Here is a 23705-nt window from a genome sequence, read left to right as displayed (position 1 = left end):
TGGCACCACGGCGGCACCACAGGCATCAACAACCTCAACCAACTCTGCCCCAAACACCACCACCTCAAACACAACACCACCTGGACCCCCACCACCGCCACCAAAAACCACCCACCCGGCTGGCTCTCACCCACCGGCCGCTACTACCCCGCCGAACACCCCGACCACGAACCACCCACCTGGCCCACCACCTGGACCCAACAACACCCCACACCCAACACGCCCCAACACCAGGAACCAGAACACCAGGACCAGGACCACGTCCAGGACCAGGAAACCCAACACCAAGAACTCCAGCAACAAGAGCCCGAACACGAGGTCCAACCCCGGCGCCCTGAACACAACCACGAGCACCGGCAATCACAACACGGACAGCGTGAACGCCTCGAGCCCGGTCCAGCGCCGGGCGCCAGTACACGACCATGCCGAGACCAGTCAGGCGCCAGTGCACGGAGAAGACTCAAACGGCACAAGCTCCGTGAAAACCAGCACCGCCGAAGTTTCTCCCTCGCGGATTCATTCCTGGAGAAGTACCTTCACGGCTTGACTACCTAGGAAATGCGGACCGGGGACGTCGGGAATGGAATTCTGGACCCGCCGGGTGAATCCCCGCGCCGATGCTTGACACGGCGCCGGTCAAGATCTACTGCCGTCCGGCTCAGTTCGCAGGCCGCCCGGGCACAGCGGGGCGACGCCGGCCAAAAACTTCAGCAGCACAGCTGATGGCATCCGAGCCGGGCTTCAGGGGGACACCCTGATGAGGCGCTCGAGTTCATCCGCAAGTTCAGAGACCGGCCGACGGCCGTCGAGTTCTAAGGTAGCGCCACCCCGAAGCAAAGGCTCGACGTCAAGAATGAACTGAAGAATCTCTGCTTGGTCGGCTGTGGATCGTCCATAGGAGTTGTTGGCCCGCAAAGAGACCCGCTCGATGAGGATCTCCGCCGGTGCACTCAGCAGGACAACAGCGGAAAACCGATCGTAGAAGGCGCCTTGGTTCTCAACAGTCCCCGAAACAAACAGCGGCATATGCATCTCGAGCAATGCGGACATCCGGGTCTCGTCCCACGTCCCGTCGGGAAGGACCCAGCCGTCGTGATCCGTGTCGATGGTTCTGTGGCCCCGCCGGGACAACTCGCGCAGCACAGTTGTCTTTCCCGCCCCGGACATTCCGGTAATCAGAATTCGAGTCATGGCAGCCGGAGCCGATTCGACCGGAACCTGACGGCCTAGGCGAACGCCTCCAGCTCCACGCCGGCAGCCTCAAGGCCGGCCCGCACGCCGGATGCCATTTCGACGGCTCCGGGGGTGTCGCCGTGGATGCACAGCGAGTCGGGCCGGACTTTGACGACCGTCCCGTCCACGGCAACAACTTCACCCTTGGTGGCCAGCCGGACGGCGCGCTCAACGATTGCGTCGACGTCGTGCAGCACCGCGCCTTCCTGCGACCGCGGAACCAGCGTCCCGTCGCCCCGGTAGGCGCGGTCCACAAAGGCCTCGACGTAAACCGGGTGGCCCGCTTCCTTGGCCTGTTTGAGCAGCTCCGAGCCGGGGAGGCCCAGGATGGGAAGGCCGGGATCGTAGGCATTGACTGCGGCCACAACGGCTGACGCCTGCTCCGCATCGTTGACGAGCCGGTTGTACAGGGCGCCGTGCGGCTTGACGTAGTCCACGGAGGCACCAACGGCGTGCGCAACACCGTCGAGCGCGCCAAGCTGGTACAGCACGTCGCCGAACAACTCATCGAAGCTGACGTCCAGTGCGCGCCGGCCAAAGCCTGCGAGGTCCCGGTACCCCACGTGTGCACCGACTGTCACATCCAGTTCATAGGCGGCGCGGCAGCTGTCCAGCATGGTGATGGGATCCCCGGCGTGGAACCCGCAGGCCACATTCGCGCTGGTAACCAGCTGGAATATCGAAGCATCGTCTCCCATCTTCCAGGAGCCGAATGATTCGCCTAGGTCAGCGTTGAGATCCAAGTGTGTTGCCTTCCAGCGTGTGATGGTCGGGAGCTGCAGCGTTCAGCGTGAGCTCACCGGGGATGGTGTCCGGCATCGGTCCGAACGCCTCCTTGGCGTTCGAAACCACCGCGCGTCCCATCATGAGGTTACCGGCTCCACCCACCACCGCGCCGATTCCGAACGGCAGGGCCCGCCCCAACAGCGCCGTTCCCTGGCGCTTCAGGAGATTCTTGAGGAAGGCTTTCTGGATCTTGTTCCGCACGGCGCCAAAGCCGGAGATCGGCATGGCCTTGGAAAAAACGCTGCCCAGTGTCTTGGTGGTGTTGATGCCGGCACCGCCTGCTGCTTGGCTGCTGAGCGTGCTCAGCAGCGACGTGCCCTCCTCGCCCAGCATGATGGCCATCACCATGGTGCTGGCCTTCTCGGGGTTGGTCAGGCGGATGCCGTGCAGTTCGGCCAGCGACGTCGCGTACAGCGCCGTTGCCTCCAGGAAGCCAACGGTTGCCGCGGCGGACAGGCCCAGCGACGCAATGGTTCCCACCCCGGGGACGACGGCAGTTGCGCCCACCACTGCCCCTCCGCCGGTTACCGCCCGGATGTAGTCCCGTTCCAGGATGGCTGCGAGCTGGGCCGCGGTGGCTTTGGGATGCTTTTTCTGCAGCCGTCGGATGTAGGCGAGCACCAGCGGCCGCTGGATCTCCACTGCCTTCAGGAGCATGTTGTGGACGCCCGGCTTGGGCTTGCCGTCGGCATCGAACACGGCGTTGTGGGCCGTCTCCTGTGCGATTCGGACTGCGGGATTGCTGCGCTTGGCCATGGTCACCTCTGTTAGTCTCGCCGCGGCGGATGCGGCCTTCCCCAATACTAAGGCTGCTTGGGGTTGAACCACCCAGCAGCCGCCCCCGTTCAAGCCCACAACCGGGTACTTGGTGCCCACCCCGGAAACCGGATGCCGGACCTAGTATTGGGGATATGCCCACCCCCAAAGCCCTGCGACCGTTTGCCCATCGCGAGTACCGGGTCCTGATCGCAGCCCTGGCCATTTCGATTTTTGGCTCGGGAATGTGGGCCGTGGGCATGGTCTACCAGGTCATCCACCTGGGCGGCGGCCCCTTGGACCTGTCCCTCGTCGCAGCCGCCGGCAGCGTGGGCCTGGTGGCGTTTGTCCTGGCCGGCGGCATCGCCGCCGACCGGTTCCCGCAGCGCCGGCTGATCATTGCCGTGGAGGGTGCCAACCTGGCCGTCATCGCCACTATCACCGCCCTGGCGATGACCGGATTGCTCCAGATCTGGCACCTGGCCATCGGTGCGTTTGTGCTCGGTATGGGCGCCGCCTTCTTCTTCCCCGCCTACTCGGCCATCCTCCCGCGCATCCTGCCGGCGGAAGACCTGCTGGCCGCCAACGGCATGGAGGGTTCAATGCGCCCTGTCCTCCAGCAGGCGGCCGGGCCAGCTGTGGCAGGCATCGTGGTGGCGGCGCTGTCGCCGTCGCACGCCGTCGCTGCGGTGGCCGTCTGCCATCTGCTGGCGTTTGCCGTCCTGAATTTCCTCAGCCGCACCGCGCTGGCAACACCGGATCCCGGCCAGGACCACGGCGCCCTCCGGAAAAACACGCTGCTGCAGGACCTCCGCGAAGGCGTGAGCTACACGGTCCGGACTCCGTGGCTCCTCTGGACGCTTCTGTGGGCCTGCATCTCGGTGCTGTTCCTGATCGGGCCCATCGAGGTCCTACTGCCCTTCGTGGTCCGCGACCAGCTCGCCGGGGATTCCAGCATGTTCGGCTTCCTCCTCGCCGTGATGGGCGTGGGGGCCGCGCTGGGCTCCCTCCTGACCGCCTCGTTCAGGCTGCCGCGCCGCTACCTGACGGTGATGATGGTCTCGTGGGGCGCGGGCAGCCTGCCGCTGGCCGCCGTCGGATTCATGGACAGCTTCTGGGCGATCGCCGCGGCCCTGTTTGTGTTCGGCGCCACCGGCAGCGTGGGCATGGTCATTTGGGGAACGCTGCTGCAACGGCGCGTCCCCCGTCACCTGCTGGGCCGCATTTCCAGCCTGGACTTCTTTGTGTCATTGGCCCTGATGCCGGTGTCCATGGCCCTGGCCGGTCCCGCCGCCGAGGTCCTGCCCATCTGGCTGATCTTCGCGGTGGCCGGCGGCGTCTGCCCCATCATGGCCGTGGTGGCCATCGTTGTTGCCCGGATGCCGGACGACGAGTTGGCGCACCCCCTGGACACCGAACCTGCAATGGAAAGCACGACGCCGGCAGGAGACTGACGCGGCGGCGCACCCGCCGCGCCAGTCCCCTTCGTCCTGCTGCCGCGGCACTTAGTTGCGGCCGCGCACCAACGGAATGCCCGCCGTCGGAAGTCCCGTGGGGAAGACTGTGGGCTCCGGCTCCGGAATGTCTGCCAGCTCCACCCGGACCGGGTCGCTGCCCACGGTGACCTTACTGCCCCGGACGTCCACGTCCAGCGGGTCGCCGTCACTGACCGTCAGGGTGATGGCGCCCTGGGTCAGTTCAACCCGGAGCAGCCTGCCGCTGATGCGCAGGTGGAAGGACAGCCCTTCCCATTCGGCCGGCAGCCGGGGATCGAAGAACGGCAGCGGCCCCTGATCCCGCAGGCCGGCGAAACCGCAGACCAGTGAGCTCCACACGCCGCCCGTCGAGGCAATATGGACGCCGTCGATCGTGTTGCCGTGCGTGTCGTCCAGGTCGATGAAGGCGGCATCCGTGAAGTGCTTGAGTGATTCCCCGGCATAGCCCACCTCAGCGGCCATGATGCCCTGCACACAGGCGGACAGGGTGGAGTCGCCGGTGGTGATCGGGTCGTAGAAGTCGAAGGCGCGCTGCTTTTCTTCCGCACTGAAGTCCTGCCACTGGAGGAACATCGCCAGGACGGTGTCCGCCTGCTTGAGGACCTGGTGGCGGTAGATGACCAACGGGTGGAAGTGCAGCAGCAGCGGGTACTTGGAGCGGGGCGTGGTCCAGTCCCACGGCTCGAGGGTCATGAAGTCGTTGTCCTGGGAGTGGACCTGCATCCGTTCGTCAAAGGGCAGGTGCATCAGGTTTGCGGCCGCTTGCCACAGCTGCCGTTCCTCCTGGGTGATGCCCGAGTGCTCCAGGGCAGCGGCGGCCCGGAGGTTAAAGCGGGCCATGACGTTGGTGTACAGGTTGTCGTTGACCACTGCCGTGTACTCGTCCGGGCCGGTGACGCCATGGATGTGGAAGAGCCCGTCCTTGGCGAAGAAGCCCAGAGAGATCCACATCCGCGCGGTTTCGATGAGCAGCTCTGCGCCCATGCCTTCACGGAAACTGGTGTCCCCGGTAGCCCAGAGGTACCGGTTGGTTGCGAACGCGATGGCCGCTGCGATATGGAACTGCGCGGTACCGGCGGCGTAATAGGCACTGGCCTCAAGCCCGTTGATGGTGCGCCACGGGAACAGTGCGCCGTCAACGCTCAGTTCCTTGGCGCGGATCTTGGCATCCGGCAAGATCCCGTGCCGGTATTCCAGCACCTGGCGGGCACCGTCCGGGTTGGTGTACGTCAGGTAGGGCAGGATGTAGACCTCCTGGTCCCAGAAGTAATGCCCTTCGTAACCGGACCCGGTCACGCCCTTTGCAGGCACGCCTGCAACATCCGCGCGGGCCGTTGCCTGCGCCAGTTGGAACAGGTTCCAGCGGATGGCCTGCTGGAGTTCAGGCTGGCCCGTCACCACGATGTCGGAGGTGGCCCAGTAGTCCTTGTAGTGGGCTTCGCTTTCCTCGAAGATGTCCTGGACGGGCCGCAGGCCGGTTTCGGCCACCTCGGCGGCGTCCACGGCGTCGTCCTGCACCGCGGGGCCGGCGGCGTAGCTGACGCTCTTTTCCAGCCGGAAAGGCTCGTCGGCGCTGGCTGCCAGCACGTACCGAACGCTGCTCTCATCCTGGTCCACCAGGGTGTCGAACGGCTGGTGGCCCGGCGAGGTCCAGTGGTCCACGGCCAGGCCCACACGCTGCTTCGATTCGGCAGCTTCCCATGACAGCCGGAGCGAACCGTCGCCGCCGTCGAGGCGCAGCGGCAGCAGCACGCGCCCGGCGTGCCGGCCTGCGCGGCGGGGGTCGTGGTTGGAGTGGTCCTCCACCGGTTGGTCCTGCCGGTTGCTCACGGTGGAGGTCACGTCCAGGGAGACTTGCCGGTCCGCGGCAACCTCCAGCGAAATGCCCAGGCTGCCGCGGCTGCGGAAGCCAACGGCCCGGCGCTCGGTGGTGGTGACGGTCGCTCCGGAGCGGCACTGCCACCGGATCCGGCACTCGTAGGCACCCGTGGCGAAGTCGACGGACCGCCGGTACTCCAGCACCTCGGATTCGGCCAGGCTCAGGGCCTCGCCGTCGATCACCACGGTGAAGTTGTTGGCGTCCGGGATGTAGACGATGCGCTGGCCCGTCCGGGCGAAGCCGAAGGCGTTCTCCGCGTGCTTGATGTCCCAGATCTCGTGCAGGCCGTTGATGAAGCTGCCGGGAAGGTCGGCATCGGCTGGAGCCCAGTGCGCGCCGCGGATCCCCAGGTGCCCGTTGCCCAGCGCAAACAGGGTTTCCAGGGTGCCCGCGCTGCCTTGCTCATGGCGCGTTTCCACGAGCTGCCAGGGGGTGTTGGGGAACCGTTCGCGGTCCGCGGTGATGAGAGCCATGCTGTTGGGGTCCTTTGGCGTTTTGCTGGGCAGCCGGTGGGGAGCCGGCCAAGGCGTGCTGATGTTAAGGCGTGGTGCTGGCGTTCGAAGCGCCGGTACTGCAGGCGGATGTGCTGCTGCTGGGGGTTGCAGCGGTACACCGGGCGGGCCGAACAGGCCTAGGGCAAGAGTTCCTTGAGGTCATTGACCACCAGGGTGGCGCCGGCAGCGAGAAGGGTTTGCCGCCCGGCTCCCCTATCCACGCCGATGACGGAGTGGAAGGACCCGGCATGGCCGGCCTGGACGCCGGAAACAGCATCCTCCACCACTACGCAGTCCTCGCTGGGCAACTCCAGCAGCCTGGCGGCGTACTCGTACGTGGCCGGGCTGGGTTTACCGGGCAGGCCCTCCCGGGCTGCCACCACACCATCAACAACAATGGAGAAGTTGCCGCTGAGGCCCGCAGCTGCCAGGACCGAGGGGGCATTCCGGGAGGAGGAGACGACGGCGACCTTGAGTCCGCGCGCCAGCACGGCTTCGAGGAAACGGACAGAGCCCTCGAAGGGTTCAACCCCTGCGCTCACGATGTCGTTAAAGATGCGGTTTTTCTTGTTGCCCAGCCCCTGGACCGTGCTGTTGGCGGGGTCATCGTCCAGCGGGCCCTCGGGCAGGGTGATGCCGCGCGAGGACAGGAAGTCGCGGACGCCGTCGAACCTCGGTTTACCGTCGATATGGTCGAAGTAGTCGCTTTCCGTGTACTCCGGCGCCTGTGGGTGCGCGCTGAGGAATGCTTCGAACAACTCCTGCCAGGCTCTTTCGTGGACCTCAGCCGTCGGCGTCAGGACGCCGTCCAGGTCGAAGAGGATGGCGGCAGCGCCGGTCCAGTCAGTGGTTCCCGTAGCGGCAGGCCCGGCCTTTGAAACAGGTGCGTCAGGTGCAGAGTTATCAGTCATCAGCAGTGCATTTTCCTTTCAGGCGGCGGGGAGCCGGGAAGACGGTCGCGTGAAACGGGTCACCGCCTGCCCATGCTTGATGTGCAGGGGCGACGGGAAGTTCCGGCGGGCGGCACTGCGGTGGGCCACGGCCTTGCAGATTATTGCGTTTCTTCAATCATGGGCGCGTTGGTGCTGTGGGACAAACCGGAACCCGCGGATGTCGGTTGCATCGATTTGGGTCAGCCACCCGGGTTGGGGTCGCCGCGCGCTTCGGATGGCTTCGGAGCCGCCATCCGTCCTCTTCAGGCCGCGATGACGGCCGGAATTGAGTGTAAGCGCTTACAAATTAGGCTGGCAACTGTTTTTCCGCGCCGGTGGTGCTGTGACGGATTTCTCAGGGTGCGGGTGCGCAGTGATTTCCCTCAGCGCAGCACGTAGTGGCGCAGGAACGCGCCGACGTCGGCCATTTCCGTCTTGGACATGGCGTGCCCCATCCCGGGGTAAGTCCTTGCGGTCAACAGGGTGTGCTCGTCGAGCCAATCCCCGGTGTAGGCGCTGGCATCCTCGTTGATCACCAGGTCCGCCTTGTCCCGTCCCCAAAAGAACGGCGGCTTGGTCTCGAAGGAGTCCGTCAGCGTCAGGAGTTCGTTGTTCAGCACAAAACCGGAGAGGCCCACCACCGCCGAGTAGGACGCCGGATGCAGGCGCAGCAGTGTGCTGGCCATGGCCATTCCCTGTGAGTAGCCCAGCAGGCTCACGCTTGAATGCTGACTCCTGACTGAGTTGATCCAGTCATGGACGGAGTTGGTCACCCGCACCACGTCGGCGAAGTCGTTTGCCAGGAAGTAGTCCAGCAGGAACCAGCCATAGTGGTCACCAATGTCCATGGGAGCCCGGACCGCAGCGAAGGTGAACTCCGGGGGCAGGAATTCGAAGAGCCGCACCATGCGGGACTCATCGGTGCCATAGCCATGCATCATCACCAGCAAGGGGGTGCCGGCGCGCTGATCCTCCGGTTTGGACCACACCACAGTTTCCATCGCACCAGCCTAGCGAGGCCAAGGCAGGGCAGGTGCCACGGCAGGACAGGTCAGTACAGGTGCCGGGCAAGAGACGCCGCGATCCTCCGCACTACACCATCAGCACCAGGGGTAACTCCTGCATCAGTCGAGCGCCATAGGAAGACGGCTCCCGAATTCATTGAATACCGCCCGATTGCGCGGTAGCGTGGCGCTGGACGGACAGCATGCTTAGTAGTAGCGCATCCGCACCAATCGGCTTCTAAGGAGCAATTATGAGAATTGGCTCGTCAATCTTCCTCATCGCACTCGGCGCCATTCTTGCCTGGGCGATTGCCCCCGGCCTGATCCCCTTTGTGGACCAGGCCATGATTGGGTACATCCTGATCGCCGCAGGTGTTGTGGGCCTGATCGCATCCCTCATCCTCGCCTCGCCGGGGCGCACGCGGCGGGTCAGCGAAACGCGCTCCGTGGTGGACCCCAACACCGGCGAGCGCATCACCCGGAACGAAAGCCGCGACGGCGGCATCTGACAGGCAGCGCGCAAGCAGGCGGGCAGCACCCCCGCAATGAATCCGGAAAAGCCGGGCCCGACCAGGTTGGTCAGGCCCGGCTTTTTTATGCCCGACCACGTTGGTCGGGCACGGCTTTTTATGCCCGCCACCCCCGGCGCGTGGGCGCCGCCTCATCAGCCCGGAGACCCAAACCCGGCCACACACTGCTTCAGCCTTTGTTTCATGTTGGTTTCCATTGACAAACCAACATGATCAAAGATAAAGTCAAGTAACTCAACATCATGTGATGCCAGTCACGCCGGATGCACTGCCCCGGCCGGCACACAGCCAGCAGTGATTTCAGGACTTTACGCAACGGAGGGTACGTGTTCGCCGAGGAGCGCCAGCAGAAGATTGCCGAGCTTGTGACCGGCAACGGTCGGGTCAGCGTGACCCTCCTGGCTGAGCGCTTCCGTATCACCACCGAAACCGTCCGCCGCGATCTCGCCACCTTGGAAACAGCGGGCACACTCCGCCGGGTCCACGGCGGGGCGGTAGCGGCCGACCGTTTCAGCACCACCGAAGAAAGCATCAACGAGCGCGCCATCCAACGCCCGGACCAGAAGCACCGGATCGCCGAAGCCGCGCTCGCACTGATCCCCCGTAACGCGCAGGGCAGCGTCCTGATCGACGGCGGCACCACCACCGAAGTCCTCGCCGAAATGTTGTCGCGCCGCACCGCCGTCGACCGTTTGGATTCCCCTGGCCCCCACGCCGAACTGGTGGCCATCACGCACGCCGTTCCCATCGCCGGGAAGCTGTCCAACACCGCCGGAATTGCGCTGCAGATCCTGGGCGGACGCGTCCGTGGGCTCACCCAGGTTGCCGTGGGGCAGGCAACGGTGGAGGCAGCTTCGCGGATGCGCCCCGACATCGCGTTCCTCGGGACCAACGGCATCCATGCAACCTTCGGCCTCAGCACCCCCGATCCTGAGGAAGCCGCCGTCAAGGCTGCTTTCGTCCACTCGGCACGCCGCATCGTGGTGTTGGCCGACTCCTCCAAACTGGACACAGAGACCCTGGTCCAGTTCGCCGACCTGAAAGATCTGGACACCTTGATTACAGACAGCGAACCCGGCCCCGAACTCGCGGCCGCTTTGGAAGAATCCGGCGTGGACGTGGTGGTCGTATGATCGTCACTTTCACGGCCAACCCCAGCCTGGACCGCACCGTTGCCCTTCCCGGCCCCCTGGAGCGCGGTGAAGTCCAGCGCGCCGTTTCCGTCAGCCAGGAATCGGGTGGCAAGGGCGTCAACGTTTCGCGGGCCCTGGTGGCGTCCGGCCTGGAATCCCTGGCCGTCCTCCCCGGCGCGGACAGCGATCCGGTCCTGGCGGGCCTGCGCGAGCAGTCGGTCCCGTTCGCTTCCCTGCCCATCGGCGAACCGCTGCGGACCAACGTGGCCCTCACGGAACCGGGCGGAGTGACCACCAAGATCAACGAACCCGGCCCGCAGCTGGACGCGGACCAGCAGGAAGCGCTGATCAAGCTCCTGCTGGAAAGCGCCCACAACGCCAGCTGGGTGGTCCTGGCAGGCTCACTGCCCCCTGGCTTTCCCGCCGGCTTCTACGCCACCGTGGCACGGCGCCTTCGTGCGGCCGCCAACGGCACCGCACCCCGGATTGCCGTGGACTCTTCCGGCGCTCCCCTCGCGGCCGTCCTCACCGACGACGGCGATGGCACCACCCCTGGCTCCGGGAAACCGGACCTCCTCAAACCCAATGCCGAGGAACTCGCGGAACTGGCTGCTGCAGCTGGCTTCGCCTCGGCCACCGCTGACCAACTCGAAGCGGATCCGGTGGCTGCCGCGACAGCAGCAGCCGCCGTCGTCCGTGCCGGTGTGGGAGCTGTGCTGGCAACTCTCGGTTCCAAGGGAGCTGTCCTGGTAACCGCCGACGGCGCGTGGCTGGCCACGCATCCACCGGTCACTGCAGTGAGCACGGTGGGTGCGGGCGACTCCGCACTGGCCGGCTACCTGCTTGCCCACGGCCAGGGCGCCGCCCCGGCCGACTGCCTTCGCCAGGCGGTGGCCCACGGTGCCGCCGCCGCCTCCCTGCCGGGGTCCACCGTCCCGGCAGTCTCGCAAACAACCCCGGATGCCGTAACCATCACGGCCCTTCGAAAGGATTGACAGTGACCCAGCTCATCACAACTGAACTGGTCGACCTCGACCAAAACCTGGGCTCGACGCCCGAGGCGGTGATCCGGCACCTGGCAAGCAAAGTTGCTGCCACCGGACGCGCAACGGAGGTTGAGGGTCTTTTCGCAGACGCTTATGCCCGGGAACAGAAGACGGCCACCGGCATTCCGGGCGGCATTGCCATCCCGCACTGCCGGTCCGCTGCCGTAACCGAACCCACCCTGGCCATGGCCCGGCTGGACCCCAAGGTGGACTTCGGCGCCAAGGACGGCCCCGCAGACCTGGTGTTCTTCATCGCCGCCCCGGACGGAGCAGACCAGGCGCACCTGAAGCTGCTGTCCAAGCTGGCCCGGTCCCTGATCAAAAAGGACTTCACGGCGGCCCTCCGCAACGCTTCCTCCAACGAGGAAATCGTTGCCCTCGTGGACGGCGCCCTGGCAGACAAGCCCGCCGCTTCCGCCGCCGACGCGGCACCTGCCGCCGCAGCGGGTGCAGCCACGGCCGGTGCCCCGGGTACTGCGCCCAAGCGCATCGTGGCCGTGACCGCCTGCCCCACCGGCATTGCCCACACCTACATGGCCGCCGACTCCCTGGTGGCCGCCGCCAAGGAGATGGGTGTTGACCTCCAGGTGGAAACGCAGGGATCCTCCGGCGCCAAGCCGCTGGACCCGGCCGTCATCGCCGCCGCCGACGCCGTGATCTTCGCCGTGGACGTGGATGTCCGCGGAAAGGAGCGTTTTGCCGGCAAGCCCGTCATCACAGCCCCGGTGAAGCGTGGCATTGACGAACCCGGAAAGATGGTCCAGGAAGCACTCGCTGCAGCAGCAGACCCCAATTCCCGCCGCGTCGCCGCAGGTTCGGGCGGCTCCACCGAGGACACGTCCACGGCAGGCGGCGAGCACATCGGCCAGAAGCTGAAGAAGGCACTGCTCACCGGCGTCAGCTACATGATTCCGTTCGTTGCCGGTGGCGGGCTGCTGATCGCCTTGGGCTTCCTGCTGGGCGGTTACCTGATCACGGACTTCGCGGACACCATCGTGACCACGAACAACCTCTTCAACCTGCCCACCGAATACCCGGACAACGCCGTCGGCCCGCTGGGTGCTTACCTTGGTGCGGTGCTCTTCAAGATCGGCGCACTCTCGATGGGCTTCCTCGTCCCGGCGCTTGCAGGCTACATTGCCTACGGCATCGCCGACAGGCCAGGTATCGCACCGGGCTTCGTGGCCGGCGCCGTGGCCGGTTTCACGGGCGCAGGGTTCCTGGGCGGCATTGTGGGTGGCCTCCTGGCCGGCTACATTGCCTACGTCATCGGCACCTGGGAAGTTCCCCGCTGGCTGCGCGGCCTGATGCCCGTCGTCATCATTCCGCTGTTGGCCTCGATCGTTGCCTCCGGCCTGCTGTTCCTGGTCCTCGGCGCACCCATCGCTGCAATCACCACCGGCCTCAACAGCTGGCTGTCCGGCATGACCGGCGCCTCAGCCGTTGTCCTGGGCGTCATCCTGGGCCTCATGATGTGCTTCGACCTGGGCGGCCCGGTCAACAAGGTCGCTTACTCATTCGCGGTAGCCGGCCTGGGAACGGCCACCCTCGCCAACCAGGCTCCGTGGCAGATCATGGCAGCCGTTATGGCGGCCGGCATGGTGCCGCCGCTGGCCATGGCCCTGGCCACCACGCTGGACAAAAAACGCTTCACCGCCACCGAGCACGAAAACGGTAAAGCAGCCTGGCTGCTGGGCGCCTCTTTCATCTCCGAAGGCGCCATCCCGTTTGCCGCCGCCGATCCGCTCCGCGTCATCCCCGCCAGCATGCTTGGTGGCGCCATCACTGGCGGCATCACCATGGCGGCAGGCGTTGGCTCCAAGGCACCGCACGGCGGCGTGTTCGTCTTCTTCGCGATCGACAACTTCTTCATGTTCCTCCTCGCCATCGCCGTGGGCACCGTTGTCACCGCGTTCTCGGTCCTGGCCCTGAAGCGCTGGGCTACCAAGAAGTCCGTTGATACGGTGGAACAGGTTCCCGTAACCGTCTGAGCAGGCCCCTGATTTCCAGGTCCGCCTTCCCGGCCGACAATGCCTTTTATGATCTCCAAGGAGCAGAAATGACCGAACGTACCGCCACCATCGCCAGCCGCGTTGGCCTGCACGCCCGTCCCGCGGCCATCTTCGCCGAAGCCGCCGGTGAGTTCGACCTGGACATCACCATCGCCCGTGAAGGCGAGCCGGCCGACGAGGCAATGGACGCTGCCAGCATCCTGTCCCTCATGAGCCTTGGCGCTTCCCACGGTGACGTGGTGGTCCTCCGGGCCGAGGGCGACGGCGCAGACGACGCGTTGGCCCGCCTGGTGCAGATCCTCGAAACGGATCACGACGCCGAGTAGAAACTCCGGTGACGGCGGCCGCCGTCGGACTCCCCTGCGTGGGACAGGTCCGGCGGCGGCCGTCCCGTTTAAGCCCCGCGGCGTGGGGTCAGCCGCGTTCGGCGATTTTCTTGACGTCCGCCACCAGGGAGTCCCACATCCCCTGCGCATGTTCCACGGCAGTGGGATCGGGGTTGTTGTCCTGGGCGAGGGTCAGCCGGGTGGATCGGGCCTCCTCCTCCACCGTCCACGTCAGGGTGTGGTAATTTTCCGGCGTATCAGGGGCGCCGGAGAGGGGGCTGAAATGGGTGTGGACCAGTCTCCGGGGCGGCTCGAAGGCCAGGACCGTGCCTTTGTCCTCGTATGGCTTCCCTTCCCATTCGCCACGCCAGGCGATCGGCCCGCCCACGGTCCAGTCCGTCACCAGGTTGGTGCCGAACATAAACTCCCTGACCGCTTCCGGGTCCGTGATGACCTGCCACACCCTGTCCTGCGGCGCGTTGATCGTGATGCTGGATGTTGCCACTAATCCGTCAGACATGCCCGGCCTTCTTCGCAGTGAGTAGTAGGTACTCCCATTCCATCTGGAACGGGGCATCGCCGTGGGCGTCCCCGAACGATTCCGCCAGTCCAACCAGGGCCTGGTCCAGCGCCGCTGTCTTCTCCGCATCGCCGCCCAGGAATTTGTAGACGGCGATGGTGGGCCCATAGTGCGACTTGAAATAGCGCATGAAGTCGGCGGGCTCGGAGAAGTTCCGGACGGCGAGGAACTGCTTGCGGGCGGTGAGCTCCGAAACCCCACTGGCCAACAACCCGCGGACGTGGTCCTCCTTGCCCCACAGCGGCGCCGGCTGGGCGCCAGGCGGCGGTGGCGGGGCGAACGGTTTCATGGTGGCAAAGAGCTGCCCCACGAAGCCTTCCGGGGTCCAGCTCAGGAGGCCAAGGGTCCCGCCGGGACGGCAGACCCGGAGCAGCTCGCTGGCGGCCACCTGGTGGTGCGGAGCGAACATCACGCCGAGGCAGGACATCACCGTGTCAAAGCCGCCGTCCGGGAACGGCAGGGCCTCGGCGTCAGCCTCCACCCACTCAAGGCTGACACCCCGTTCGGCGGCCTGCCGTTTGCCGGCGTCGAACAGTTCAGGCGTGAGGTCGCTCGCCACCACCTTTGCGCCCATCATCGCCGCCGGGATGGCGGCGTTGCCGGCACCGGTTGCCACATCGAGCACCTTTTGGCGTGCCCTGATCCCGCAGGCCTCCACCAGGATGGCGCCCAGCTCCGGCAGCATCTCGCTGGCCAGCGCCGGATAGTCGCCGGATGCCCACATGGCCCGGTGCTTCTGCTTCAGCGCCCGATCTGCCTCAGCAGCGTCCGGCGGGCCGCCCCCACCCGCCGGGTCCGTGTCCGCAGTTTTCATGGCCGCGCCTCCCTGCCGGGTAGGTCCAAGTGTCAGCACGCTGTTGCCACAGCGGAGGCTGCGATGCTGCTCATTGTGGCCCCGCGGCCTCCGGGTGTAAAGGGCGCCAACCTAAGGGAAGTTACTGCGGTTTGCTGGCGGGCCGGCCGCTAGGCGGGCTTGCGGGCCCTGGTGGCAGTGGACTTCGCCGGGGGCTTGGCCGACGTCCGGGCAGCCGCAGGCTTGCTGGCCGCCGTGGCCTTACTGGCCGCAGCTTTGGTGCCGGAAGACGCCGAACCAGCCGATTTCGACGCCGGCGAAGGCTTTGCGGCAGCAGTTTTGGAGCCGCCGGACGCGGCACTGCCGGCCGCCTTGGTAGCAGCCTTCGTGGCCGTTGCGCCCTCCGGCTTCGACGCCGCGGTTTTTGCCGCCGTCGACTTTGCCCGCCCGGCGTTCCTTCCGGCGGCCCGCTTGGCCGGCTTCCCGTCGTCGTCCTCTTCTTCCTCGTCTTCGTCGGTGGCCTGCGCTGTTGCCCCGCGTTTTCGGTCCAGGCTGCGTTTGAGGGCTTCCATCAGGTCGATCACCTCACCCTTGCCGCCCTCGCCGGCGTCCACGCCGAAGGTCTGCTCGGTGTCCAGGGAATCGCCCTGCTCCAGTTTGGCGTCGATGAGCTGGCGCAGCTGGGTCTGGTAGTCATCGGTGAAATGCGCCGGATCAAAGTCGGCCGCCATGGACTCCACCAGGGCGGCAGACATGTCCCGCTCCTGCGAGGAAATCCTGATGCTGGCGTCCAGGGCAGGGAAGCTGGCCTCACGGACTTCGTCAGGCCACAGGAGGGACTGCAGGACCAGCACGTCGTCCTTGATCCGGAGCGCCCCCAACCGGGTCTTCTCCCGAAGCGCAAACTGGACGATCGCCACCCGGTCCGTGTCCTCCAGCGCCCGGCGGAGCAGGACGTACGCCTTGGGCGATTTGGAATCCGGCTCCAGATAGTAGCTCTTCTCGAACATCATGGGTTCAAGCTGTTCCGACGGGACGAACTGCACCACCTCGATCTCGTGGCTGTTCTCCGCGGGGATTGACTTGAGTTCCTCCTTGGACAGGACCACGGTCCGGCCGTCGTCCTCGTAGGCCTTTTCGATGTCGGAATAGTCCACTACCTCGCTGCAGACCTCGCACCGGCGCTGGTAGCGGATCCTGCCGCCGTCGGCGTTGTGGACCTGGTGCAGACTGATGTCATGATCTTCTGTGGCGCTGTAGACCTTCACGGGCACGTTGACCAGGCCAAACGCGATGGCACCTTTCCAGATGGCTCTCATCCCTCAAGTGAACAACAGACCGGGCCGGAGGTGAAGCCCCATGGCCGGGTCTAGGGAGCGCGTGCGGGTGGCCGGACGCGAGCTGACGCTGACCAACCTGGATAAAATCATCTATCCGGAGACCGGAACCACCAAGGCAGACGTGCTGGCCTACTACGCGGCCGTGGCGCACGTCCTCATCCCCGCCGCAGCCAACCGGCCCGCCACCCGGAAGCGCTGGGTCCACGGGGTGGGCACCGCTGCCGAACCCGGCGAGGTCTTTTTCCAGAAGAACCTGGACGATTCAGCTCCCGGCTGGTTGCCCCGGGCCGCCATCACCCACAAGGACAGGACCATTTTTTATCCCTTGGTCAACGATCCGGCCACCTTGACCTGGTTCGGCCAGATCAACTCCCTGGAAGTCCACGTGCCGCAGTGGCAGGTTGATTCGCACGGCAACCAGCTTCCGCCTGACCGGCTGGTCCTGGACCTCGATCCCGGCGACGGTGCCGGGCTGGAAGAGTGCCGCGAGGTGGCGCTGCTGGCCCGTGCCATCCTGCAGGATGTGGGCCTGGCTCCCGTGCCGGTGACCAGCGGCAGCAAGGGCATCCACCTCTACGCGGCGCTGGACGGTACCCAAAGCTCGGACAGCATTTCGGCGTTCGCCAAGGAACTGGCCCGGGCCCTGGAAGCCGACCACCCGGACCTGGCGGTCAGCGACATGAAAAAGACCCTGCGCCGCGGCAAGGTGCTGGTGGACTGGAGCCAGAACAGCGCCGCGAAGACCACCATCGTGCCCTACTCGCTGCGCGGCCGCAGCACCCCCACCGTCGCCGCGCCCCGCACCTGGCGGGAGATCAGCTCACCCAAGCTGACGCATCTGGACTACCAGGCGGTGATGCGGCGGGTGAGTGACGGGAAGGACCCGTTTGCCGCCGTCGTTAATGCCTCAGCCGGCCATCACGAAGGCCACAACGACGGCGATCCGCGGCTTGCTGCGTACCGCGGCATGCGCGATCCCCAGGCCACGCCCGAACCGTTCAGCGGCAGCGCGGGCAGCGGCAACAGCTTCGTGATCCAGGAGCACCACGCGAGCAGGCTGCACTACGACTTCCGGCTGGAGCATGAGGGTGTGCTGGTGTCGTGGGCGTTGCCCAAGGGTGTGCCGGAGAGCAGCGGCCGGAACAACCTCGCGGTGCAGACCGAGGACCATCCGCTGGACTATGGCACGTTCGAGGGCACCATTCCGAAAGGGCAATATGGCGCTGGCGAGGTGACCATCTGGGACCACGGAACGTACCAGCTGGAGAAGTGGATCAACGGCAAGGAGGTGATCGCCACGTTGACCGGGGCCGACGGCGGCGGCCTGGGCGGCACCCGCAGGTTCGCGTTGATCCACACCGGCCGCGGACACGGCAAGGAGGCGGAGGGGCAGTGGCTCATCCACCTCATGGACGAGCATTACAGCGGCCGACGGCGCCACGCGGCGCCGGAAGGCGACGACGGGGAAGATTCCGGGGCAGCCGTGGCGGGCGCCGGGTCCCGGGGCGGTGATGCTGCACCCGCCCCAACAAGCGACGTGGAGGCCGGGGGCGGGGATGCACCCACTCCGAGGGGCGCTTCGGAGACCGGCGCATTGGGGGGCAGCGACTGGGATCCCGGCGATGTCCGCCCCATGATGGCCACTGCCGGAAAGCCGTCCGATCTGGCGGGCAGCGATTGGCAGCTGGAACTCAAGTGGGACGGGGTCCGGGCAGTCATCGTGGCGGACGACAAAACAGTCCGCGTCCTTAGCCGCAACGGCAACGACGTCAGCCTCACCTACCCCGAGTTCACGGACCGAAGCACCTGGCCGGCACAGCCCTTTGTGGCCGATGGGGAAATTGTGGCCATGGGGCCAGCGGGACGCCCCGACTTCGGCCTGTTGCAGGGGCGGATGAAACTCACCCGCGCCGCCGATGTGGCCCACGCCAGGGCCAGCATCCCCGTCCGCCTGGTACTTTTTGACCTGCTCCAGGACGCCGGAACGGATCTGCGCGGACTCCCGCTGCGGCAGCGGCGGCAGCGGCTGGAGCATTTTTTTGTGCCGTCCGACGCGCCCGTTGACCTTTCCGACGTGCTGGCCAACCCGGTGGCCGACCTCCTGGCGAGCGCCCGTGAGCTGGGACTTGAGGGCATCATGGCCAAGCGGACCGACAGCCGCTATGTGAGCGGCCAGCGGACCCGCACCTGGATCAAGCTGAAGCTGGAGCAGACCCAGGAAGTGGTGGTGGGCGGCTGGCGGCCCGGCAAAGGCGGCCGGCAGGAAAGCGTCGGTTCCCTGCTGGTGGGCATCCCGGACGGCGACAAACTGGCGTATGTGGGCCGGGTGGGCAGCGGCTTCAGCACCCGCGAACTCACCGAACTGCGGCAAACAGTGGAACGACTGGGCAGGAAGACCTCGCCATTCCACGAGGTTCCCCGAATGGATGCGGCGGATGCCCACTGGGTGGCGCCGGAGCTGGTGGGCGAGGTGACGTTCAGCGAGTGGACCGGTCCGGGCCGGCTCCGGCATCCGGTGTGGCGCGGCTGGCGGCTGGACAAAGACCCGGCGGAGGTTGTCCGGGAGCACTAGTTTCGGGCGATACGGGTGCTCCGGGCTGTGCGGGTGCTCCGGGCTGTGCGGGTGCTCCGGGCTGTGCGGGTGTTCCGGGGACCAGGTGTTTCCGGAACCAGGCGCAGGAACGGCCCGGAACTCCCAGATCCGGGGGCCGGGCCGCTCCTGCGCCGTAAAGTCCGCTTCTGCCAGGTCCAGTGCTGCGAAGCAGTTCGGGCTAGGAGGAGTGCGGCATCTGCGGCCGGCTGGTCCGGTGGACCGCGGTAACGGCCGCTTCGTGGCCCATCCGGCCGTGGCCTGAGCCGCGGTCCTTCGGGTGCCGCTTCTTGCCGTTGCCGTCCGGCCAGGCATTCTGGCCGGGCATCTCTGCCGTGCCCGTGGCGGCCGGACCCGGCGCCGCCGGGGCGTCCATGGCGGCCGTGAGGTGGTCGGCCACCTCCGGGGCAAGATGCTGGGTGCGATTTTCGTCAGCCATTGTTTCTTCCTTTCCGCAGTGAAATGAAGGATTCAGCCCGAAGGCCAAGGGGGCCGCCGGGAATGCCAGCGGAAATCGAGGTCGCAGCGGTTCGCCGCCTGCTGCGATGGCTTGTTCTGCGGTGGCGCAGGCCGGTCCCGGCCAATCTTTGCGCGTCCGCCGACTGTCTCTACAAAATTCCCATGGGTCCACCTTAGGCAAGCATCCAGTGCCTGTGAACCCCCGATTTCAGCAACCCCCGCACGCCGCCCCTATCGGACCACCTGGGCCCGCCCCACAGCGCCGAATACCCTGGTGACGGCTCTCACTTTTTGGGTCCGAAGGCACCCAAAAATCGGCCCGCAAGGACCGTTGTTCAAAAAGATTCGGCAATGGCGGCGGCAGCGGCGGCCGATCCCAGTGGATATATGGGAAAAACCGGGAAAAGAAGTTCCGTAATACGCCCCAAAACCAGGCGCAAAACCATAGACCCTACGGCACAAACGCCGCCAATGCCAGAGAATTCCAGTAAAATTTAAGGTCTGCCCGGAGCGGGGCAGCTACAAGTCGCAAGCAAATGACCTCCACGGGAGCTACCCAAATGCCCAAAGACCGAAGCATGACCGACTCTTCAGCAGGCGCCCAAAACGCCCGCGGAACCGACCCGACAGCCGCCAAGGCTCTCAAGAAGCCCAAGCTGCTGCCACGCCGCAGGCTGAAGGAATCCGACGTCAACGTCGTCAACCAGCCCATGCTGAAAAAAGCCATGGGCGGCACCATCGTGGGTAACACCATGGAGTGGTATGACGTAGGCGTGTTCGGCTACCTCATCACCACCATGGGACCCACGTTCCTGCCGGAATCCGACCCGGCCACCCAGAACCTTTTCCTCCTGGGCACCTTCGCCGCCACCTTCATCGCACGCCCCCTCGGCGGCGTGATCTTCGGCTGGCTGGGCGATAAGGTGGGCCGCCAGAAGACCCTGGCCACCACGCTGATGATCATGGCAGCCAGCACCTTCGCCGTGGGCCTGCTTCCCGGCTACGCACAGGTGGGCCTGTGGGCTGCCGTGCTGCTGGTCATCCTCAAGGTGGTGCAGGGCTTTTCCACCGGTGGCGAATACGCCGGCGCAACCACCTTCGTCAGCGAATACGCAGCAGACAAGCGCCGCGGCTTCTTTGCCAGCTTCCTGGATTTGGGCAGCTACCTGGGCTTCGCCATGGGTGCCGCCCTGGTCTCGGTCCTGCAGCTCACCCTGGGCCAGGACGCCATGGAGGACTGGGGATGGCGGATTCCGTTCCTGGCCGCCGGGCCGCTGGGCCTGATCGCCATCTACTTCCGCAGCAAGATCGAGGAATCCCCGCAATTCCAGGCCACGCTGGATGCCCGGGAAGAAGCCGCCAAGGATGCCACCAACAACGATCCCGTCGCCGCCAACGGCCCGCTGGCCACGGTCAAGGCCAACTGGCGCCCCATCCTGGTAGCCATGGTTGTGGTGGCCGCCGCCAATACCGCCGGCTACGCCCTCACGTCCTATATGCCCACCTACCTCTCCTCGGAGAAGGGCTACGACGAGATGCACGGCACCGCGCTGACCATCCCGGTCCTTGTGATCATGGCCCTGTGCATCCCGCTGACAGGCCGCCTGTCGGATAAAGTGGGCCGCCGCCCAATCCTCTGGGTGGGCGCTGTAAGCACCATCGTCCTGGCCGTCCCGGCGTTCATGATGATCGGAATCGGTGAGGTGTGGTCAACCCTGGTGGGCCTGGCCCTGATTGCCTTCCCGGTCACCTTCTATGTTGCCAACCTGGCGTCCTCGCTGCCCGCGCAGTTCCCCACCTCGAGCCGCTACAGCTCGATGGGAATCGCCTATAACTTTGCGGTGGCAATCTTCGGCGGCACCACCCCGTTCATCGTGGCTGCCCTCATCAAGGCCACGGGCAACGACATGATGCCGGCGTATTACCTGATGCTGACGTCCGCAGCCGGCGCGATCGGCATCTACTTCCTCAAGGAGTCGGCCAACAAGCCCCTCCCCGGATCCATGCCCAGCGTGGACACTCAGGAAGAGGCGGCCGAACTGGTGGCAACCCAGGACGATAACCCCAATTTCGTAGTGGCTGACCTGCCGTTCGACGATGTTGCTCCCCTGAACAGCAGCTCTGCCGGTAAGGCGTCAACCTCGTAGGCACCACCGCGCGGCAGCCGTTTCCCGGCTGCCGCGCAGGGCACTTGCAGCAGCCCACGCTCACAGGGCCCGTCCCGCGCTCTTCCCAAGAAGCCGCGGGGCGGGCCCTTGCCGTGCCACCCGCCGGACTTCCTGCCACAAGGCCCGGCCGGGCAAGCGTTCCATGACGGTGCAGGGCCCGCCGGAAATGACTCCGGGCCGGGGCCGGTGATAGTTTCCGAAGGGCCAAGAGGCCGCAGGCTGACAGGAATGGTTGGGCATGAACCGAGTGGTGGAGCAGGTGCGCGCGCTGCACCGCCTGGAACCCGCGGACAACGACAGCGCCGCCGCCGTCCGCGTTGCCGTCAGCGTCGCACTGCCGTCCCTGCTCCTGCTGGCCGCGGGCCGGACGGACCTCATCATCTACGCGGTGTTCGGTGGCCTCACCGCTATGTACGGCAGGTCCGCACCGCATCTCCTGCGCCTCCGGCACCAGGGCCGGGCTGCCGGCATGCTCCTGGGCGGGGTGGCTGTGGGCGTTGTCCTGTCCGCCAACCACCTGCAATCCTGGTGGCTCGTGGGGGTGGAAGCCACACTGGCTGGCGCGGGATCTGTCTACGCCGACCGGATGCGGCTCAAACCGGCGGGACCCTTCTTTGGAATCCTGGCCCTCGGGGCCTGCGCCTCGGTCCCCGCGGCGGTCCCCTGGTTCGTGGCGCTGCTGATCGCTTCGGGATCGGCGGCCCTTTCCCTTGCCGTGGGCCAGGCCGGCCGGCTGGCCCCGGCAGGCCGCCGTCGGACGTCTCCGGAACCTGCCGCGGCGGGCCGGACCGGACGCCGCGAACTCCTGATCCACGCCGCCCGCTACGTGCTGGCGGTGGGCGCCGCAGGTTCCGTGGGGGTCATCAGCGGCAGTGGCCATCCGCACTGGGCCATGGCGGCTGCCGCCGTGCCGCTGGCCGGCGCCGACCTGCCCAGCAGCGTCCGCCGCGGCATCCACCGGATCGTGGGAACATTTGTGGGCCTTGCCGTCACCGCAGCCATGATCCTTCCCGGCCCGTGGTCGGTTGCAGCGCTGGTTCCGGGCAACGAGGCGGTGCTGCTGGCCCTGCTGGTGATCGTGTTCCAGTTTGCGACCGAGCTGTTCATGAACCGCCACTACGGGCTGGCGATGGTCTGGTTCACCCCGGTGATCCTGTTGATGACGCAGCTCGCCGCCCCCGCGGATCCCACCGTGCTGATCGCGGAACGGGCGGTGGAAACCCTGGTGGGGGCTCTGGTGGGGATCGCGGTGGTGGTGGCGGTCCGGCGGCCGGGGACCCGCTCCCCCGCCGCGCTACTGGGCCTTGCGCGCCGGGCCCGCCATTAGCCTGGCCGGCGCCAATTTGGCCAGCACGGCCACCGCTTTGTACCGCTTTGACGGGACGCATACGGCCCGGCCCCGATGGTTGGCCGCCAGCCCTTCCCGGACCACCCTTTCCGCGTCCAGCCACGCCCAGGCCGGAGCCATCGGCTGGTCCATTCCCAGCCGCTGGTGGAATTCGGTGTGGGTCAGGCCGGGGCACACCGCCGTAACTTTGATGCCCCGGGCACGGTAAGCGAAGTTGGCCCACCGGCTAAAGCTGAGCAGCCACGCCTTGGCCGCCGAGTAGGTCCCGCGCGGCAGGAACGCGGCGATGCTGGCCACGTTGATGATCCGGCCGCCGCCACGGGCCAGCATGCCCTGCACAGCGGTGTGGGTCAGCACCATCGCCGTTTCAGCGTGGAGTTTCAGGTTCCGCTGCTCCTCGCCGATGACGTTGTCCTCGAAGTCATGCAGCAGCCCGGTCCCGGCGTTGTTCACCAGGATGCCTACCGGCCGGTCCGGGAGCGACAGGCGTTCGACGACGGCGGCCACCCCGGCGTCGTCCGCCAGGTCTGCGGGGAGTACTTCAGTGGTGGTCCCGTACTGCTGGGCCAGGGCGCCCGCGACCTCTTCCAGCCGGGCACGGTTCCGCGCCACGAGCACCAGGTTGCAGCCCTGCGCTGCGAGCTGACGGGCGAACTCCGCGCCCAGGCCCGAACTGGCGCCGGTGATAAGGGCAGTGGTTCCGCGTGCTGGTTGGCTCATCCGGCCAGCCTAGTCCGGCGGATTCTGCACGATCATTCCCGCGGGCCCCGTGGCCGGCCCCGGAAAGACGGGGCCAGCCG

General features: G+C 66.5%; 20 protein-coding genes and 1 pseudogene. 10 read left to right on the top strand and 11 right to left on the bottom strand.

The window, feature by feature from the left end; genetic code table 11:
• A pseudogene (locus ACU18_RS20225) lies at nt 1-555 on the top strand (hypothetical protein); the annotation flags it as partial.
• 186 nt (nt 556-741) lie between these two features.
• Here the strand turns inward: ACU18_RS20225 and ACU18_RS10875 are convergent.
• The 3 genes from ACU18_RS10875 to ACU18_RS10865 are packed head-to-tail and all read right to left on the bottom strand — an operon-like array spanning nt 742 to nt 2775.
• The gene (locus ACU18_RS10875; protein ID WP_050685570.1) at nt 742-1191 is read right to left on the bottom strand and encodes an AAA family ATPase; all 450 of its coding nucleotides are present in this window, start codon (nt 1189-1191) and stop codon (nt 742-744) included.
• A gap of 35 nt (nt 1192-1226) precedes the next feature.
• Complete coding sequence (locus tag ACU18_RS10870; RefSeq protein WP_050685569.1) at nt 1227-1976, bottom strand: LamB/YcsF family protein; 750 nt, start codon at nt 1974-1976, stop codon at nt 1227-1229.
• On the bottom strand, nt 1960-2775 hold the full coding sequence (locus ACU18_RS10865; protein WP_050685574.1) for a hypothetical protein: 816 nt from the start codon (nt 2773-2775) through the stop codon (nt 1960-1962). Before ACU18_RS10865 ends, ACU18_RS10870 begins: the two co-directional genes overlap by 17 nt.
• A gap of 155 nt (nt 2776-2930) precedes the next feature.
• Here ACU18_RS10865 and ACU18_RS10860 point away from each other — a divergent pair, with 155 nt between their 5' ends.
• Complete coding sequence (locus tag ACU18_RS10860; protein ID WP_050685568.1) at nt 2931-4229, top strand: MFS transporter; 1299 nt, start codon at nt 2931-2933, stop codon at nt 4227-4229.
• 51 nt (nt 4230-4280) lie between these two features.
• Here the strand turns inward: ACU18_RS10860 and ACU18_RS10855 are convergent, their stop codons facing one another.
• The 3 genes from ACU18_RS10855 to ACU18_RS10845 all read right to left on the bottom strand — a co-directional run bounded on the left by ACU18_RS10855 (nt 4281) and on the right by ACU18_RS10845 (nt 8577).
• Complete coding sequence (locus ACU18_RS10855; RefSeq protein WP_050685567.1) at nt 4281-6623, bottom strand: glycoside hydrolase family 65 protein; 2343 nt, start codon at nt 6621-6623, stop codon at nt 4281-4283.
• 158 nt (nt 6624-6781) lie between these two features.
• Nucleotides 6782-7555, bottom strand: a complete 774-nt coding sequence (locus ACU18_RS10850; RefSeq protein WP_050685566.1) for an HAD family hydrolase — start codon at nt 7553-7555, stop codon at nt 6782-6784.
• 404 nt (nt 7556-7959) lie between these two features.
• On the bottom strand, nt 7960-8577 hold the full coding sequence (locus ACU18_RS10845) for an alpha/beta hydrolase (protein ID WP_050685565.1): 618 nt from the start codon (nt 8575-8577) through the stop codon (nt 7960-7962).
• A 254-nt stretch (nt 8578-8831) separates the two neighbouring features.
• On the opposite strand from ACU18_RS10845, the gene ACU18_RS10840 reads away from it, so the two are divergent.
• From ACU18_RS10840 to ACU18_RS10820, 5 genes are all read left to right on the top strand, one after another.
• Complete coding sequence (locus tag ACU18_RS10840; RefSeq protein WP_050685564.1) at nt 8832-9089, top strand: DUF6458 family protein; 258 nt, start codon at nt 8832-8834, stop codon at nt 9087-9089.
• A gap of 347 nt (nt 9090-9436) precedes the next feature.
• On the top strand, nt 9437-10243 hold the full coding sequence (locus ACU18_RS10835; protein ID WP_050685563.1) for a DeoR/GlpR family DNA-binding transcription regulator: 807 nt from the start codon (nt 9437-9439) through the stop codon (nt 10241-10243).
• On the top strand, nt 10240-11238 hold the full coding sequence (locus ACU18_RS10830) for a 1-phosphofructokinase family hexose kinase (protein WP_050685562.1): 999 nt from the start codon (nt 10240-10242) through the stop codon (nt 11236-11238). The genes ACU18_RS10835 and ACU18_RS10830 overlap by 4 nt, the downstream gene beginning before the upstream one ends.
• Nucleotides 11239-11240: 2 nt before the next feature.
• Nucleotides 11241-13280 (top strand): PTS fructose transporter subunit IIABC, encoded by a 2040-nt coding sequence (locus ACU18_RS10825; protein ID WP_050685561.1) that lies wholly within the window; start codon nt 11241-11243, stop codon nt 13278-13280.
• Nucleotides 13281-13348: 68 nt separating this feature from the next.
• Nucleotides 13349-13627 (top strand): HPr family phosphocarrier protein, encoded by a 279-nt coding sequence (locus tag ACU18_RS10820; RefSeq protein WP_050685560.1) that lies wholly within the window; start codon nt 13349-13351, stop codon nt 13625-13627.
• An 88-nt stretch (nt 13628-13715) separates the two neighbouring features.
• On the opposite strand, the gene ACU18_RS10815 is transcribed toward ACU18_RS10820, so the two are convergent.
• The 3 genes from ACU18_RS10815 to ku form a co-directional block, all read right to left on the bottom strand.
• Nucleotides 13716-14147, bottom strand: a complete 432-nt coding sequence (locus ACU18_RS10815; RefSeq protein ID WP_050685559.1) for an SRPBCC domain-containing protein — start codon at nt 14145-14147, stop codon at nt 13716-13718.
• Nucleotides 14140-15021 carry a class I SAM-dependent methyltransferase gene (locus tag ACU18_RS10810; RefSeq protein ID WP_050685558.1) on the bottom strand — a complete coding sequence of 294 codons (882 nt, stop codon included), beginning with the start codon at nt 15019-15021 and terminating at the stop codon, nt 14140-14142. Before ACU18_RS10810 ends, ACU18_RS10815 begins: the two co-directional genes overlap by 8 nt.
• A 149-nt stretch (nt 15022-15170) precedes the next feature.
• A complete protein-coding gene (gene ku / locus ACU18_RS10805; protein ID WP_050685557.1) occupies nt 15171-16319 on the bottom strand; it encodes a non-homologous end joining protein Ku in 1149 nt (382 codons plus the stop codon).
• 40 nt (nt 16320-16359) lie between these two features.
• On the opposite strand from ku, the gene ACU18_RS10800 reads away from it, so the two are divergent.
• Nucleotides 16360-18912, top strand: a complete 2553-nt coding sequence (locus ACU18_RS10800; RefSeq protein WP_050685556.1) for an ATP-dependent DNA ligase — start codon at nt 16360-16362, stop codon at nt 18910-18912.
• 199 nt (nt 18913-19111) lie between these two features.
• Here ACU18_RS10800 and ACU18_RS10795 read toward each other — a convergent pair whose 3' ends face one another.
• Nucleotides 19112-19369, bottom strand: coding sequence for a hypothetical protein (locus ACU18_RS10795; RefSeq protein WP_050685555.1), 258 nt, complete (start codon nt 19367-19369; stop codon nt 19112-19114).
• A gap of 580 nt (nt 19370-19949) precedes the next feature.
• Here ACU18_RS10795 and ACU18_RS10790 point away from each other — a divergent pair.
• Together ACU18_RS10790 and ACU18_RS10785 are read left to right on the top strand one after the other, a co-directional pair.
• The gene (locus ACU18_RS10790) at nt 19950-21536 is read left to right on the top strand and encodes an MFS transporter (RefSeq protein ID WP_050685554.1); all 1587 of its coding nucleotides are present in this window, start codon (nt 19950-19952) and stop codon (nt 21534-21536) included.
• 259 nt (nt 21537-21795) lie between these two features.
• On the top strand, nt 21796-22884 hold the full coding sequence (locus ACU18_RS10785; RefSeq protein ID WP_050685553.1) for an FUSC family protein: 1089 nt from the start codon (nt 21796-21798) through the stop codon (nt 22882-22884).
• Here ACU18_RS10785 and ACU18_RS10780 read toward each other — a convergent pair.
• Entirely contained in the window at nt 22852-23625 is a 774-nt protein-coding gene (locus ACU18_RS10780; protein WP_050685552.1) for an SDR family NAD(P)-dependent oxidoreductase, read from the bottom strand. The genes ACU18_RS10785 and ACU18_RS10780 overlap by 33 nt on opposite strands.
• Nucleotides 23626-23705: the final 80 nt, after the last annotated feature.

This window comes from Arthrobacter sp. ZBG10 (genome assembly GCF_001238605.1).
Classification (GTDB): domain Bacteria; phylum Actinomycetota; class Actinomycetes; order Actinomycetales; family Micrococcaceae; genus Arthrobacter.
Note: the sequence above shows the minus strand (reverse complement) of the source record. Positions and strands in the feature narration are given on the sequence as shown.